Annotated in this window: 13 protein-coding genes; 6 read left to right on the plus strand and 7 right to left on the minus strand. The window is 60.4% G+C overall.

Annotation, left to right across the window (positions count from 1 at the left end):
- Positions 1-42: 42 nt before the first annotated feature.
- Positions 43-876, minus strand: coding sequence for a MurR/RpiR family transcriptional regulator (locus M8997_RS00745; protein WP_250018470.1), 834 nt, complete (start codon positions 874-876; stop codon positions 43-45).
- A gap of 143 nt (positions 877-1,019) precedes the next feature.
- Between M8997_RS00745 and M8997_RS00750 the strand changes: the two genes are divergently transcribed.
- From M8997_RS00750 to M8997_RS00770, 5 genes are all read left to right on the plus strand, one after another.
- The gene (locus M8997_RS00750; RefSeq protein ID WP_250018471.1) at positions 1,020-1,841 is read left to right on the plus strand and encodes an N-formylglutamate amidohydrolase; all 822 of its coding nucleotides are present in this window, start codon (positions 1,020-1,022) and stop codon (positions 1,839-1,841) included.
- A gap of 63 nt (positions 1,842-1,904) precedes the next feature.
- A complete protein-coding gene (locus tag M8997_RS00755) occupies positions 1,905-3,458 on the plus strand; it encodes an amino acid permease (protein ID WP_250018472.1) in 1,554 nt (517 codons plus the stop codon).
- 74 nt (positions 3,459-3,532) lie between these two features.
- On the plus strand, positions 3,533-4,903 hold the full coding sequence (locus M8997_RS00760; protein ID WP_250018474.1) for a glutamine synthetase family protein: 1,371 nt from the start codon (positions 3,533-3,535) through the stop codon (positions 4,901-4,903).
- 37 nt (positions 4,904-4,940) lie between these two features.
- Positions 4,941-6,326, plus strand: a complete 1,386-nt coding sequence (locus tag M8997_RS00765) for an aldehyde dehydrogenase family protein (protein ID WP_250018476.1) — start codon at positions 4,941-4,943, stop codon at positions 6,324-6,326.
- 16 nt (positions 6,327-6,342) lie between these two features.
- Positions 6,343-7,509, plus strand: coding sequence for an iron-containing alcohol dehydrogenase (locus M8997_RS00770; protein WP_250018478.1), 1,167 nt, complete (start codon positions 6,343-6,345; stop codon positions 7,507-7,509).
- A 38-nt stretch (positions 7,510-7,547) separates the two neighbouring features.
- On the opposite strand, the gene M8997_RS00775 is transcribed toward M8997_RS00770, so the two are convergent.
- From M8997_RS00775 to M8997_RS00800, 6 genes are all read right to left on the minus strand, one after another.
- Positions 7,548-8,612 carry an ABC transporter ATP-binding protein gene (locus tag M8997_RS00775; protein ID WP_250018480.1) on the minus strand — a complete coding sequence of 355 codons (1,065 nt, stop codon included), beginning with the start codon at positions 8,610-8,612 and terminating at the stop codon, positions 7,548-7,550.
- A 15-nt stretch (positions 8,613-8,627) separates the two neighbouring features.
- The gene (locus M8997_RS00780) at positions 8,628-9,419 is read right to left on the minus strand and encodes an iron ABC transporter permease (RefSeq protein ID WP_250018482.1); all 792 of its coding nucleotides are present in this window, start codon (positions 9,417-9,419) and stop codon (positions 8,628-8,630) included.
- Positions 9,416-10,315: an ABC transporter permease subunit gene (locus M8997_RS00785; protein ID WP_250018484.1), complete on the minus strand. Its 900-nt coding sequence runs from the start codon at positions 10,313-10,315 to the stop codon at positions 9,416-9,418. Before M8997_RS00785 ends, M8997_RS00780 begins: the two co-directional genes overlap by 4 nt.
- A gap of 125 nt (positions 10,316-10,440) precedes the next feature.
- Positions 10,441-11,544, minus strand: a complete 1,104-nt coding sequence (locus M8997_RS00790) for an ABC transporter substrate-binding protein (protein WP_250018485.1) — start codon at positions 11,542-11,544, stop codon at positions 10,441-10,443.
- A 317-nt stretch (positions 11,545-11,861) separates the two neighbouring features.
- Positions 11,862-13,457, minus strand: a complete 1,596-nt coding sequence (locus tag M8997_RS00795) for a DHA2 family efflux MFS transporter permease subunit (RefSeq protein ID WP_371929503.1) — start codon at positions 13,455-13,457, stop codon at positions 11,862-11,864.
- Positions 13,458-13,496: 39 nt separating this feature from the next.
- On the minus strand, positions 13,497-14,672 hold the full coding sequence (locus M8997_RS00800) for an HlyD family secretion protein (protein WP_250018487.1): 1,176 nt from the start codon (positions 14,670-14,672) through the stop codon (positions 13,497-13,499).
- A 140-nt stretch (positions 14,673-14,812) separates the two neighbouring features.
- Here M8997_RS00800 and M8997_RS00805 point away from each other — a divergent pair, with 140 nt between their 5' ends.
- Positions 14,813-15,508 (plus strand): TetR/AcrR family transcriptional regulator, encoded by a 696-nt coding sequence (locus tag M8997_RS00805; protein ID WP_250018488.1) that lies wholly within the window; start codon positions 14,813-14,815, stop codon positions 15,506-15,508.
- The last annotated feature ends 1 nt before the right edge of the window (position 15,509 follow it).

A 15,509-nucleotide genomic window follows, 5' to 3' on the forward strand; every position in this document is an offset into this window, starting at 1 on the left:
TTTTCCCATGCCGGCGCAGTTGGTACCCGCAGGGGTAGAAGACTAGCGGTCGCGCAATTGTTCCAGGTCGCGGATCCTGTCGGCGCCCGTCTGTTCGAGACGCCGCGTCACATCCGCGATCAGCGTTTCGGCCACCAGGAACAGGGCGGCGGACGAATCCCAGGGCGAGGGCACGGCAGTCCGGCCGGCGATCACATGGCGGGCAAAACGGGCAATGGGTGATAGCCACTGATCGGTGATGAGCACGATCTCGACGCCGCGCTGCTGCGCCTTTTCGGCGAAGCGCAGCAGGCTGTCCTGATAGCGTCTTATGTCGAAGATCACCAGCACGTCCTTCTTGCCCATATCGATGAGCTGGTCGCGCCAATGGCTCTCCTGGCCAAAGAGATGCGTGACGCCCGGCCGTACGATCTTCAGATGCGAGGCCATGTAATTGGCGATGGGATCGGTGAAGCGTCCGCCCAGCAGGTAAAGCCTTGCCTTGCTCCGCGCCAGCGCCGAAGCGGCTTCGCCAAGCTGCCGCTGCGAGATGTGCTGGAACGTCTCGCGGATGTTCTCGATGGCGGATTCCATCAGGGGGAACGGCATTGCGCTGCCGCCGGCGCCGATGGTTGCAGCCCGGTTCCATGGCGACTGTACCTGCGCCGCCAATTCCTCCTGCAGCGCGCCCTGAAATTCGGGATAGCTCTGAAAGCCGAGCCGGGAGACGAAGCGAAGGATGGTGGGCGAACTCACGCCAGCCTGGGCGGAAAATTCCGCCACCGTGCGCAGGCCGATAAGGGGATAATTGCCGACAAGGGTTTGCGCGGCCTTGCGTTCCGAAGCCGGCATGGCGTCGATCTTCTCTGCGATCAGCTCGGATATGCTGGTATTCATCACGAAGTTCCCCCAGGCCCGCTTCTATCCGGCAGATGCTGCCAATTCGGATTTGACTTTGTTCGTCGTTATGTATCAAATCATACGAGAGTGGAAATAAATATACCAGATGTAACACGCAATACATCGTCGAAGAGAGCAAAATGGGTAAGGCGGTCTCGAAAGAGGCATGGACGGCCGACAAATTGCCAGAAAGCCCGGTGCGGGTGTCAAACGCCGCAGGGCGCGGGCGCGCGATCATTTTGTGCGACCACGCTTCCAATCATATCCCTGCGAAATTCGGTACGCTCGGCCTGTCGCCCATCGACCTGACCCGCCATATCGCATGGGACCCGGGAGCCCTTGGCGTGAGCAACATGCTGGCGATGCTGTTGGATGCACCTCTCGTCGAATCCCGCATCTCCCGGTTGATCGTCGACTGCAACCGCCCGCCGGACGCCCCGGATCTCATACCTTCGATCAGCGAACTGACGGTAGTTCCCGCCAATCAGCAACTAGACGAGGCGGCGATCAAGGAGCGCATCGCGCTGTCGCATCGACCGTATCATGCCGCGATAGAAGATTTGATCGGCGAGCGGGAACGCGAAGACTTCCCCGCGCCGGTGCTCGTGGCCATCCATTCCTATACGCCGGTCTATCGCGGCGTCTCCCGACCCTGGCATATCGGGATCATCCATGATGCCGATACGAGCATCGCTGCGCCGCTCATCGAGGGGCTTGAGCGGATCGAAGGGCTGATCGTGGGCGACAACGAGCCCTATTCGCCCGCCGACAGGGTCTATTACACGCTGGAGCGGCACGCTTCGGCCAGAAGATTGCCGGCAGTCATGATCGAGATACGCAATGATCTGATCACCACGCCGCATGAGGAGCAGGTCTGGGCCGAACGGCTGGCGCTGCTGCTCAAACCGATAATCAAGAAACCGCTCCGGGGAGTACGGGAGACGCCAGACAGGGAATCGTAGAACCACGGATCGCGCCGGCATGCTGCTATCGACGTTGAAACTCAATAATTACAGGGGAACGTGATGACACACCAGGACTATACCGACACCGACAAGCTGGAGGATGTGAAGGTCCTCCATGGCATGGGCTATGCCCAGGAACTCGAGCGGCGAATGAGCCGCTTCTCCAATTTCGCCATCTCCTTTTCGATCATCTGCATTCTTTCCGGCGGTATCAACTCGCTGGCGCAGGCAACCGCGGGCGCGGGCGGGGCGGCCATCGGCATCGGCTGGCCGCTCGGCTGTCTGATTTCCGCGGTCTTCGCCATCGCAATGGCACAGATCAGCTCGGCCTACCCAACCGCAGGCGGCCTCTATCATTGGGGCTCGATCCTCGGCAATCGCGGTACGGGCTGGCTGACGGCCTGGTTCAATCTTCTGGGGCTCATCACCGTTCTCGGCGCGATCAACGTCGGAACCTATTATTTCTTCATCGGCGCATTCGGCGAATATCTCGGCATAGCCGACTCGACGACCGTGCGCGTCGTCTTCCTGGTCATCCTGACCGGTGCCCAGGCGCTCATCAATCACATGGGCATCGGGCTGACGGCAAAGCTGACGGATTTTTCCGGCTATCTGATCTTCGTAACGTCGATTCTCCTCGCCGTCGTCTGCCTTGCGGTAGCGGACAGCTACGATATCGGCCGCCTCTTCACCTTCTCGAACTATTCCGGCGAGGCGGGCGGCAATGTATGGCCCGCGACCTCGGGGACCTGGGTCTTCCTGCTTGGCCTGCTGCTGCCGATCTATACGATCACCGGCTATGATGCGTCGGCCCACACGTCCGAAGAGACGGTCAAGGCGGCATATTCCGTGCCGCGCGGGATGATTTCGTCGGTCCTCTGGTCGGCCGTGTTCGGCTACATCATGCTTTGCTCCTTCGTGCTGATGATCCCGGACATGGATGCTGCCGCCGCGCAAGGATGGAACGTCTTCTTCTGGGCGATGAACGAGCAGGTCAATCCGCTGATCAAGGACATTCTCTATTTCCTGATCTTCATCTGCCAGTTCCTGTGCGGCCTGGCCACGGTCACCTCCGTCTCGCGCATGATCTTCGCCTTCGCGCGCGACAAGGGCCTGCCGGCATCGAAGGCGTTGTCGAAAGTCAGCCCGAAATATCGCACCCCCGTAGCCGCCATCTGGACCGGCGCGACACTGGCCGTGCTCTTCGTATGGGGCTCGTCGCTGGTTTCGATCGGCGAGACGCCTGTCTACACGATCGTCGTGTCCTGCACGGTCATCTTCCTGTTCTTCTCCTTCGCCATTCCGATCGCCCTCGGCTTGCTGGCATGGGGTACACCGAAGTGGAACCGCATGGGACCCTGGGACATGGGCGAAGCGAAGTTCAAGCTCTTCGCGGTGCTCTCCATACTGGCGATGGTGCTGATCTTCATCCTCGGCATCCAGCCGCCCAATGATTGGGCGCTCTACATAACGGTCGGCTTCCTCATCGTGACGGCAGCCGTCTGGTTCTTCTTCGAGAAGCGCCGCTTCAAGGGTCCGCCCATCGGCGACGACGTTGCAAGACGTGCGGCCGAGATTGCCGCCGCCGAGAAAGCCGTAGGCGAACGCATCTGAGTGACCGGGGCGGCGGCATTGCCCGCTGCCCCTCCATTCCCCAACTCTAAGCATTGACGTTTTAAGGAAAGATCATGCCCGGACATTGGAGTTTCGACGAGTTAAAGCGTCATGTGACGAATGGTGAGATCGATACGGTTCTTGCCTGTTTCGTCGATATGCAGGGCCGCCTGATCGGCAAACGCTTCCATGCCAGTTTCTTCGTCGAATCCGCCCATGACGAAACCCATGGCTGCAATTATCTTCTTGCCAATGACATCGATATGGAGCCGGTACCCGGCTATAAGGCGGCGAGCTGGCAGCAGGGCTATGGCGATTTCGTCATCAAGCCGGACCTTTCGACGATCCGCCACATTCCATGGCTCGAGAAATGCGCGCTGGTGCTCTGCGATATTCTCGATCATCACCACCATGAGGATCTGGCGCATTCGCCGCGCGCGATCCTCAAACGGCAGCTCGCAAGGCTGAAAGAGCGCGGATACCTCGCTTATTTCGCCTCGGAGCTGGAATTCTATCTCTTCGACGAGACCTATGAGAGCGCGCGGGCGAAGAACTGGAAGGGCATGGCCACCGCCTCGCCCTATATCCAGGATTACGTGATCCAGATGACGACCAAGGAAGACGCCGTCATGCGCGCCATCCGCAATGGATTGTTCGATGCCGGTATCCCGGTGGAGAATTCCAAGGGCGAATGGGGTCCCGGGCAGGAGGAAATCAACGTCCGCTATGCCGAAGCGCTGGAAATGGCTGACCGCCACGTCATCATGAAGAATGGCTGCAAGGAGATCGCCACGCAGATGGGCAAGGCCATCACCTTCATGGCGAAGTACGATTATTCGCTCGCCGGCAGCTCCAGCCATGTCCACAACTCGCTGTGGAGCGCGGATGGCAAGACGCCGCTGTTCTACGACAAGAGCGCCGAATATACGATGTCGCCGCTCATGCGGCAGTGGGTGGCCGGGCAATTGAAATATGCCAATGACTTCACCTATTTCCTCGCGCCCTACATCAACTCCTACAAGCGGTTCCAGGCAGGCACGTTTGCGCCGACGAAGAATGTCTGGAGCCTCGACAACCGCACGGCGGGCTTCCGCTTGTGCGGCGAGGGGTCGAAGGCCATCCGCATCGAATGCCGCATCGGCGGCGCCGATCTCAATCCCTATCTCGCTTTTGCAGGGCTGATCGCATCGGGGCTGGCGGGCATCGATGAAAAGCTCGAACTCGCCAAGCCGTTCCAGGGCGATGCCTATGGCGGTGCGCGCCTCAAAGAAATACCGAAGACATTGCGCGACGCCACGGAAGCGCTCGGCCGGTCGAAAATGCTTCGGGAAGCGCTGGGAGAAGAGGTGATCGAGCATTACCTCCATACGGCCCGCTGGGAGCAGTTCGAATATGACCGCCGCGTCACCGATTGGGAGTTGCATCGCGGCTTCGAACGGTATTGAAGAACCTGAACCCAGCAGAAGATCAGAGGGTATTTCCATGACCGAAACGGTCAAAATCATCTCGCCCGTCGATGGCACCATCTATGCGGAACGTCCCATTGCTACGGACAAGGCAGTCGAGGCCATTGTCGAAACGGCCCGCCAGGCCCAGGAAGCCTGGAGCCAGACCAGCATCGCCGAACGCGGACGCCTTTGCCTCGCCGCGCTTGATGCGCTTCTCGCGATGAATGACGAAATCGTGCCCGAAATCGCCTGGCAGATGGGCAGGCCGGTTCGTTATGGCGGCGAGAAGGGCGGTGTCGAGGAACGTACGCGCTATATGGTCGGCATCGCCGAACAGGCGCTGTCGCCGGTACTGGAAAATGACAGGCGGGGCTTCCGGCGCTATATCAGGCACGTGCCGCTCGGCGTCGTGATGGTGATCGCGCCGTGGAACTATCCTTATCTCACCGCGGTGAACACGATCATCCCGGCGCTCATGGCGGGCAACAGCGTCATCCTGAAACATGCGGCGCAGACACTTCTCGTCGGCGAGCGCTTCGCGCAGGCATTTGAAAGGGCCGGACTGCCGAAGGGCGTGTTCCAGAATGTTGTCCTCAGCCATCAGCAGACCGAGAAACTGCTCGGCTCGGGCCGGATCGACCATGTCAACTTCACCGGCTCGGTGGCCGGCGGCCGCGCCATCGAGAAGGCTGCGGCCGGAACCTTCATGACATTGGGACTGGAACTCGGCGGCAAGGATCCCGCCTATGTCCTGCCCGACGTCAATCTCGACCATGCCGTTGCCAATCTCGTCGATGGAGCCTTCTTCAACTCCGGGCAATGCTGCTGCGGTATCGAGCGCATCTATGTGCATGAAAGCGTCTATGACCGCTTCGTGGATGGCTTCGTCGACCTGACGAAGCAATATGTCGTCGGCAATCCGCTCGATCCCACCACGACCATGGGGCCGATGGCGCAGACCCGTTTTGCCGATCTCGTGCGCGAGCAGAAGGCCGAGGCGCTGCGCAAGGGTGCGAAGGCGCATGTGTCCATGAAGGTCGCCAATGATGGTGCCGGCTCGCCCTATCTCGCGCCTGAAGTCCTCACCGGGGTCGATCACCAGATGAGCGTCATGCGCGAGGAGAGCTTCGGGCCGATCGTCGGCATCATGAAGGTCCGCAATGATGAGGAGGCGCTGGCACTGATGAATGACAGCCAATATGGGCTGACCGCTTCGCTGTGGACGACGGATACGGATCGGGCGGCTGCGCTGGGCGACCGGATCGAGACGGGCACCGTATTCATGAACCGCTGCGATTATATCGATCCGGCGCTGGTATGGACCGGTGTCAAGGAGACGGGCAAGGGCGCCTCCATGTCCGCCATCGGCTATGGCAATCTCACCCGGCCCAAATCCTTCCACCTGCGCGAAGCCATCTGATCAAGAGAGACATGCAATGACCGAACTCGTTTCCAAATGGAATTACCCGACCACCGTGCGTTTCGGCGCCGGGCGGATCAAGGAATTGCCGGAGGTCCTCGAAGCGACGGGCATCGCAAACCCGCTGTTCGTCACCGATCCCGGCCTCGCCCGCCTGCCCGTGGTGGCATCCACATTGAAGATACTGAACGACGCCAATATCCCGCATGGCGTATTCTCCGACGTAAAGCCCAATCCGGTGGAAGCCAATCTGACTGCCGGCATCGCGGTATTCAAGCAGGGCGGCCATGACGGCGTCATCGCATTTGGCGGCGGTTCGGCGCTGGATCTCGGCAAGCTCATTGCGTTTCAGGCGGGGCAGACAAGGCCGGTCTGGGATTTCGAGGATATCGGCGACTGGTGGACGCGCGCGGATGCCGCTTCCATCGCTCCGATCATCGCCGTGCCGACGACTGCCGGTACGGGCTCGGAAGTGGGGCGCGCGGGCGTCATCACCAATGAAGCCACCCACACGAAGAAGGTGATCTTCCATCCCAAGCTCTTGCCGGCGATCGTGATTGCCGATCCGGAGCTTTCCGTCGGCATGCCGCCCTTCATCACAGCGGGCACGGGCATGGATGCTCTCGCCCATTGCCTTGAGGCCTATTGCGCGCCGGGCTACCACCCGATGGCCGATGGTATCGCCGTGGAGGGAATAAGGCTTGTGTTCGAGAATCTGCCCAAGGCTTTCGCCGATGGCAGCGACCTTACGGCGCGCGCCCACATGATGAGCGCCGCGGCCATGGGGGCTACGGCGTTCCAGAAGGGATTGGGCGCGATCCACTCCCTGTCTCATCCGATTGGCGCCATCTACGACACCCATCATGGCATGACCAATGCTGTCTTCATGCCCTATGTGCTGGCGTTCAATCGCCCTGCCATCGAGCCCCGCATAGAACGCCTCGCCAGTTATATCGGCATTGCGGGCGGATTCGACGGGTTTGCCGATGCGATCCTGAACCTGCGCAGGCAACTCGACGTGCCGCACGCTCTCGGCGGTCTGATCAAGGATCTCGACATGAGCGAAGACCAGAAGGAACGGATCGCGGCCATGGCGATTGTCGATCCGACTGCTGGCGGCAATCCGGTCGAACTTACCAAAGAAGCGGCGCTCAAGCTGCTGAATGAGGCCATCGCCGGATAATCGCCAAGCATCGGGGCCGGATCGGCCCCGTTCGCCGGTCAGTGGCCCAGCACAAGGAGATCCTTGGCCGCAAGACTTACCTTGACGTCTTCGCCCGGAGCGGGCGGCGGGGCGCTCGGATTGTTGAACGTATCGAACGACACCGTGTTCTGTCCGAGCGATGCGCGGATTCGGATCACCGAGCCGAGGAAATGCACGCTGTTGATCCTGCCGTCCAGCGTCACCTCGCGGGCCGCACTGGCAGCTCCAAGGCTCACAGCCTCCGGGCGCACGGCAAGCGAGATCTGGTCGCCTGCCTTGTGGCCGTTCAGTCGTGGCCCAAGCACAACGTCGCAGCCGTCAATGGTGATGATGCCGGCGGCGGCATCGCGGACGGTCGCATCGAGCATGTTGAGCGTTCCGACGAAGGAAGCGACGAAACGCGACGCCGGCTGATTGTAGATTTCGAACGGAGCGCCGACCTGCTCGGCTCGCCCTTCGTACATGACCACGATACGATCGGAGATCGACAGCGCTTCTTCCTGATCATGCGTGACGAAGATCGTGGTAATACCCAATTTGCGCTGGATCGAGCGGATTTCCTCGCGCAGGGACACGCGGATCTTCGCATCTAGTGCCGATAGCGGCTCGTCCAGCAGCAGGACCTGCGGCTTGGTGGCAAGCGCCCGTGCCAGCGCGACACGCTGCTGCTGTCCGCCGGAAAGCTGATAGGGGTAGCGGTCGGCCAGATGGTCGAGCTTGATGAGGGTCAGCATTTCGCGAACGGTCGCATCGATCTCGGCCTTGGGCTTTTTGGCGACTTTCAGGCCAAAGGCGACATTCTGCGCCACCGTCATGTTCGGGAACAGGGCGTAGGCCTGGAAGACCATGCCGATATTTCTCTGGTTCGGCTTGAGATTGACCACATCATTGCCGCCAATGCTGATCATGCCGGCGCTCGGGGTTTCGAAGCCCGCCACCATCCGCAGGACCGTGGTCTTGCCGCAACCGCTCGGTCCAAGCAGCGAGATGAACTCCCCCTTGTCGATGCTGAGATTGAAATCGTGCACGACAGTCGTCGAATTGAAGCTTTTTCTCAAATGGCTGATGGTTAGAAATGACATGAATCGATCCGATATTTATCGCCGCGTTGCCGCGAGCGATTTGTTGAGACGGGTGACGATCTGAATAAGCCCCATGCAGATCCAGGTGATGGCGAAAGCGATCACCGCAAGTGCCGCCGGTTCATAGGCGCGATTGGCGCCGATAAGCTGCAGGAACGGTCCGAAGGCCGGGCGGTTCAACAGCGCAGCCATGGTGAATTCCCCGATCACGATGGCGAAGGTGAGAAACGCGCCTGAAAGAACCGCCACCAGTACATTCGGCAGGATGATGCGCGACATGATGGTAATGCGGCTTGCGCCGAGACTTTCCGCCGCCTCCGTCAGGGTGCGGATATCGATGGCGCCGAGGCCGGTATCGACCGCGCGGTACATATAGGGCATGGCGAGCATGGTGTAGCCGAAGACCAGCAATATGTTCGTGCCCATCGCCGAACCGGTGAGCGGCAGGAGCGACGATGTGTTGTAGAGGCGGATATAGCCAAAGACGACGACGATCGCCGGGATCACGAGCGGCAGCAGCGTGATGAATTCGAGGAATGGCCGCCAGCGCGGCAGGCGCAGGCGGACCCAATACGCGGTCGGAACCACGAGCAGCACGCCGACCAGTATCGTCACCAGAGCCATGACGACGGAATAGCCGAACGTCGCCTGGAAGCGCGGATCGCTCAGGATGACCCAATAGGCATCGAGGGAATAGGCGCCGCGCCGCATCCGCAGGGAGAATTCAAGCGTGCCGATGAGCGGAACGACGAAATAGACGATGCCGAATGCCAGCGCCAGCCAGGACCAGAAGCGATTGACCTTCATTTCAGCCACCGTTCGCTGCGGGCGCGCATCCAGATGTAGACCGCATTGGAAAGGCCCGTCACCACGATCATGCCGAAGGCGAGAGCGTAGCCGAGATGGGGGTCTTGAAGGACATCGCCGCGGATCTGCGCGAAAAGGACGATAGGCACGATGCTCAGGGAAGACCCGGTGAGGGCGTAAGCCGTTGCTATCGCGCCGAAGGAATTGGCGAAGAGCAGCAGCATGGTGCCGAGCAGGGCGGGCCACAGGATCGGGAAGGCGACCATGCGCCAATATTGCGGGCCGGTGGCGCCGAGGATGAGCGCCGCTTCCTTCCACTCCTTCTTCAGCCCGTCCAGCGCGGGCGTGATGATGAGGATCATCAGCGGGATCTGAAAATAGAGATAGGTCAGCGTCAGGCCCCAGAAGCTCAGGAGGTTGAAGCCATGGGCATAGAGATTGAAGCCGAAAACATTATAAAGCAGCGAGGTCACGAGCCCCGTCCGTCCCAACGTAGCCAGAAAGGCGAAGGCAAGCGGCACGCCGGCGAAATTGGAAGCGACGCCGGAGAAAGTCATCAATGGCGCGCGAATCCAGCCGGGAAGCCCGCCGAGAGTGACGGCTGCCGCGACGCAGAAGCCGATGACCGCACCGAGAATTGCCGAGGCCAGTGAAATGCGGATCGAGATCCAGTAGGCGTCAAGGATCGAGGGCTGAAACAGATTGATGATATTGGCGAGGGTGAAACCGCCCTCATTGTCCTGAAAAGCACCGGCGACGAGATAGATTGTCGGCCAGATGAGGAAAAGAACGGCAAAAATGATGAAGGGCATGACGCCAAGCCAATCAAGCGACATGCGCTTGCGCCTTGGTACCGGCGGCGGGGCTGGAGCATCCAGTTCAGTAGCTGCACTCATGGTTCCGGTGCTGACTTTCGATTGCCAAATGGCGGAAACGGCCAGTCACGCCTGACGTGCCGGGCCATGTCCGCCTTGGGTTCAGAAACGGAGAACCCCGCTTTCACGGGGTTCTCGCTCCATCATTACTTGACGTTGGCGCCGACGACCTTGTCCCATTCCTTGGTGATGACTTCCTTTGCGGCAGCCTGTTCATCAAGCGTCGGGAAAATGGCCTTCTCGTAGGCTGCAGCCGGCGGCAGCTTGTCGAGCAGTTCCTTCGGGACCTTGTTGTTCTTGACGAGGTCGTTGAAGCGGATCGGGTGGCAATAGCCCTTCAGCCAGGTCAGCTGGCCCTCGTCGGAGTAAAGATACTCCATCCAGAGCTTGGCGGCGTTGGGGTGCGGCGCGTAGGCGCTGATCGCCTGGACATAGACGCCGGCAACGACGCCCGAAGCCGGAACGACGACTTCAACCGGGGGATTGCCTTTCAGCGTATCGCGGCCGGAAAGCGCATTGTAATCCCAATTGATCACGATCGGAGTCGCGCCCTGCGCCAGCGTTCCGGACTTGCCGATGACCGGAACGAAATTGCCCGCCTTGTTCATTTCGGCAAAATATTTGAGGCCTGCTTCGCCGGCCGCCTTGCCGGCAGCGGCGCCAGTGGACAGACCCGCAGCCGATACGGCGAGGATCGCCTGGTTGGACGCCCGCGGGTCGCCTGCCAGAGCAACGGCATTGGCATATTCGGGCTTCAACAGGTCCGACCAATCCTTGGGAACGGTCTTGACGATGTCGGTGTTCACCTGGAACGACAGAACGCCGTAATAGTCACCATACCAGTGGCCGTCGGCATCCTTCACGTTTTCCGGGATGGAGTCCCAGGTGCTGACCTTGTAGGGCATGGTCAGGCCGTCGGTCTTGGCGGAGGGGCCGAAGGCGAAACCGACGTCGATCACATCGGGAGCCTGCGGGCCCTTATTGTCCTTGTTTGCCTTGATGGCCTCGATTTCGTCGCCCGAACCCGCGTCCGGATTGAGCTCATTGACTTCGATCCCGTATTTGGCCTTGAAGCCCGCGATCATGTCGCCATAGGCGCACCAGTCATGCGGAAGGGCGATCGTCGTCAGCGTGCCTTCCTTCTTCGCGGCTTCGACAAGCTCGGCCGGCGCGTCGGCAAATGCGATCGATGTGCTTGCGAAGAGTACGGCAGTGGTCAGCGCGGTGAAGCGCCTTGAGTTGGCAATCATTTTTTTACACCCCTTTAAGCTTACGTCATTGGCTCTGGTTCGACGCCAGCACCCGATATAGGTCTCTCGTATCAATTAGATGACACACCTATAACGAGTGGGAACGCGAACTCTCCCTGAGCAGTAAGAGGAGTGAACCACTTTTTCGGCGGCTTAGCAATTCGGCTCTATGCTAAAAGCTATGTGTCTGGGAAGGCGAACGTTTTTCCGATAAGGCGTCCGCGCGTGGCGGTGATTTTTGTCCGCATGCCGGAGGATTTGGCCGCGCGATCATGCGGGCTGCTTTCGCCCTCGAAAGCGCCCGCACGAAAACGGCTCTAATGGCCTCCGCCGCCACCGGCGGCCGGGGCGCCGGGCTTGCGCATCATCACCGCAAATACGGCGAGCGACGCGAAAAGCAAGGTGAGGATATAGAACACGTCCATGAATGACAGAATGGATGCCTGTTGATGCACCATGCCGGAGATCCTGCTCAAGGCGGTAAGGTCGCCATCAAGGCCATGGGAGGCGAAGTTTCGCGACATGGTCTCCATCATCCCCTCGGCCTCGGGATTGCCCCAGCGGACATTCTCCGACAATTGGGCGTAGTGGATCGCATTCCTGTCCGTCAGGATCTGGTTTATGACGGCAAGCCCTACGGCCCCGCCGAGATTGCGCGTGAGGTTGAACAGGCCGGAGGCGTTCTTGAGCCGGGCAGGGGGCAGCGTCCCGAGCGCAAGATTGTTGATCGGCACCATGCACAGCATCAGCGACACGCCGCGGAACAGCTGCGGTACCAGCAATTCATAGAAATCCCAGTCTGCGGTCAGATGGGTCATGGTCCATGTGCCGACGCCGAAGCCGATGAAACCGATCATGATCATGATGCGCGGATCCATGCGCCCGGAAAGGAAGCCGGCGATGGGAGCCGTCATGAACATGGCAAGTCCGCTGACGAACAGGGCTTCGCCGATCATCAGGGCGTCGTAGCCCCTGATCTGGCCGAGATAGACGGGGTAAAGGTAGGTCAGCCCGTAGAGCCCGATGCCGAGCACGAAGGAGAAGGCCGAGCCAAAGGCGAAATTCAGGTTCTTGAAGGCGAAAAGATCGACGATTGGCTGCTCCGCGGTGAAGGCGCGGTAGAAAAAGACGATGCCGCCGATGACCATGACAATGCTGCAATAATAGACGGCATGGTCCTGGAGCCAGTCATTGCGCGGGCCTTCTTCGAGCACATATTCAAGCGAACCGAGAAAGGCTGCCATGCCGGCCAGGCCCCACCAGTCGAACTTGTTCAAAAGCGAGCGGTCGCCCTTGTCGAAATCGATCAGGTTCCAGGTGGCGATGGCGACGGCGATGCCGGGGATCACATTGACGAGGAAGAGCCAGTGCCAGGAAAAGGCGTGGCTGAGATAGCCGCCGACCGTCGGGCCGATCGTCGGCGCCAGCGTTGCCACGAGGCCGATCATCGGCGATACGATGGAGCGTTTGGAAGGCGGGAATATCGTGAATGCCGCGGCAAACACGCTCGGGATCATGCCGCCGCCGATGAAGCCCTGTATGGCGCGGTAGACGATCATCTGATCGATATTGGTGGCGGTCGCGCAGAGAACGCTTGCGGCGGTGAAGCCGGCGGCGGATACCGAGAACAGGATGCGCGTGGAAACCAGCCGTCCGAGGAAGCCGGACAGGGGGATCATGATCACTTCGGCGATCAGGTAGGACGTCTGCACCCAGGATATCTCGTCCGAGCTGGCGCTCAGCCCCGCCTGGATTTCGGCAAGCGAGGCGGAAACGATCTGGATATCGAGAATGGCCATGAACATGCCGAAGACCATGGCGAGAAAGGCGATAGCCTTTTTCGGATCTATGCGGTCTTCGGGAATGGCCGGGGAGGCCGGGCCTCCACCTGCCGTCGTTGCGTCTGCCATGATCCTGGCTCCAATGCCGCGCTTTTCTTGTGTGCCGGTGCCTTATTTCGCCGGTGTCGTGCGGGTATCCACATCGACGATGACGCTGAGGCCGGCCTGCAGCTTGCCGCTCGCCAGGGCGTCTTCCGGCAAGGCAATGCGGACGGGAACGCGCTGCACGACCTTGGTGAAGTTGCCGGTGGCGTTTTCTGGCGGCAAGAGCGAGAACACCGCGCCTGAAGCGGGGGCGACCGAGGCGACAGTGCCTTCGAACTCATCGCCGTCCAGAGCATCGACCCGGACGTGAACCTTCTGCCCGACTTCGATATCCCGAAGCTGGGTTTCCTTGTAGTTCGCATCGATATAGAGCGCATTGACGGGCACGAGGGCCGCAAGTCTCTGGCCGGAGCTGACGAGATCGCCCTTCTTGGCGGAGAGATTGCCGATCACGCCGTCAACGGGGGCGCGCAGGACCGTGAAGCTCAGGTCGCGCGCGGCCTTGTCCTTCGAAAGCTCGAGCGATGCTATTGCGCTCTGCGCTTCCTGGTACTGGGCCTCCAGAACGGCAATATTGGCCGTGGCGCTGGCGATCTGCGCGTCAGCGGATGCGAGGTTGGCCTTGGCCTGGTCGAGCGCTGCCGTTGCCTCGTCCAGCTGTGACTGCGAAGCGAATTTGGTGGTGTGGAGCTGGCTGGCGCGCACGGAAGCGGCCTGCGCATTGGTCAGGACGGCCTGCGCGCTCAACTTGCCCGCCTCTGCCTGCTTGAGCGAGGCACGCGCGGCATCGGTCTGCGCCTTGATGCGATCAAGCGAGAGCTTCTGCGTGACGATCTGGGCCTCTGCCTGCTTTTCCGCTATCGTATAATCGCCACTGTCGAGCGTGATCAGCGGGTCGCCTGCCTTTACGCGTTGATTGGCAACGACGTTGATCGTATCGATATAACCGGTGACTTTCGGCGCAATTGTCGTGATATCGCCCTGGATGTAGGCATCGTCCGTCGATACCATGAAGCGGCCGGTGGTCCAGTAGTCATATCCGAACCAGGCGCCTCCGGCGAGGGCGGCGACGAGGATCGTCGTCAGGATGAGGCGCTTCCGCGACCGCTTCGGCGGCGCCGGCGGGGCGGAAGTCGTTACATCGTGCTGCGGAGCCTCGGCATGCGCGGGGGTCTCTGTCTTGGCTGCGGGTGCGGGAAACGGACGGATTTCCGCCTCGTTCTTAGCTTTGGTTGCAGGCATTTTCGGCGTCTTTCTTGGGAGTGCACTCATAGTTGAATGACTGAACCGTTCGGTTCGATCGTTGACATAGCGCAAATGAAAGAGCATATCAAGTGGATCGAACCGGATGGTTCGAAATAAATAAGAGGAAACGAAAAGGAATGTCTTCAACGAAGACCCAGGCAAAGCCCCATCTTCTCGCATGTGCGCTTGAAGAAGCGATGGCCAACGAAAAGCAGGGCCGCCCGGGTGCGGGGCAGGACCCCGCCAAGCGCCAGCAGATTCTTGAAGGGGCCGACAGGGTATTTTCGCAGATGGGGTTCGATGCAGCCAGCATGAACGACATCACGCGCGAAGCGGGCGTGTCCAAGGGCACGATCTATGTCTATTTCGACAGCAAGGAAGAGCTCTTCATGGAGCTTTGCATCCAGTATCGCGACAAGTTCTTCAGCGGCGTCCACTCCGCGCTGGAGGGCGAGCGCGACATACGGGAGGCCCTGATCGCCTTCGGGATGGCGCTATCGATGAAGGTCACGTCGGACGTCGTCATTCGCGCGCAGCGGGTCGTCATCGGCGTGGCCGAACGCATGCCCTCGCTCAGCCGCAGCTTCTATGAGCAGGGCCCGAAGCGCGGGCAGGCCCTCGTGCGGGGATGGCTGGAAAAGCGTGTCGCGGCAGGCGACCTCGAAATCGACGATCTCGACCTTGCGACCTATCAATTGTCCGATCTGATGGTCAGTGGCATTTTCAAGCGCCGGCTTTTCGGCTGCATGGACGACCCGCCATCGGATGAAGTTGTGCGGAAAACCGTTACGTCCGGCGTCGATATGTTCCTCAAGGCCTATCGCAAGCGCTAGG

Source organism: Phyllobacterium sp. 21LDTY02-6 (genome assembly GCF_023554255.2).
GTDB lineage: Bacteria > Pseudomonadota > Alphaproteobacteria > Rhizobiales > Rhizobiaceae > Phyllobacterium.

Bases quoted from the DNA above. Each gene is read 5' to 3' on its own strand.
- M8997_RS00760 (WP_250018474.1), top strand. From the start codon at position 3,533: ATGCCCGGACATTGGAGTTTCGACGAGTTAAAGCGTCATGTGACGAAT.
- M8997_RS00790 (WP_250018485.1), bottom strand. From the start codon at position 11,544: ATGATTGCCAACTCAAGGCGCTTCACCGCGCTGACCACTGCCGTACTC.
- M8997_RS00765 (WP_250018476.1), top strand. From the start codon at position 4,941: ATGACCGAAACGGTCAAAATCATCTCGCCCGTCGATGGCACCATCTAT.
- M8997_RS00750 (WP_250018471.1), top strand. From the start codon at position 1,020: ATGGGTAAGGCGGTCTCGAAAGAGGCATGGACGGCCGACAAATTGCCA.
- M8997_RS00775 (WP_250018480.1), bottom strand. From the start codon at position 8,612: ATGTCATTTCTAACCATCAGCCATTTGAGAAAAAGCTTCAATTCGACG.
- M8997_RS00770 (WP_250018478.1), top strand. From the start codon at position 6,343: ATGACCGAACTCGTTTCCAAATGGAATTACCCGACCACCGTGCGTTTC.
- M8997_RS00805 (WP_250018488.1), top strand. From the start codon at position 14,813: ATGTCTTCAACGAAGACCCAGGCAAAGCCCCATCTTCTCGCATGTGCG.
- M8997_RS00755 (WP_250018472.1), top strand. From the start codon at position 1,905: ATGACACACCAGGACTATACCGACACCGACAAGCTGGAGGATGTGAAG.
- M8997_RS00745 (WP_250018470.1), bottom strand. From the start codon at position 876: ATGAATACCAGCATATCCGAGCTGATCGCAGAGAAGATCGACGCCATG.
- M8997_RS00800 (WP_250018487.1), bottom strand. From the start codon at position 14,672: ATGCCTGCAACCAAAGCTAAGAACGAGGCGGAAATCCGTCCGTTTCCC.
- M8997_RS00785 (WP_250018484.1), bottom strand. From the start codon at position 10,315: ATGAGTGCAGCTACTGAACTGGATGCTCCAGCCCCGCCGCCGGTACCA.
- M8997_RS00780 (WP_250018482.1), bottom strand. From the start codon at position 9,419: ATGAAGGTCAATCGCTTCTGGTCCTGGCTGGCGCTGGCATTCGGCATC.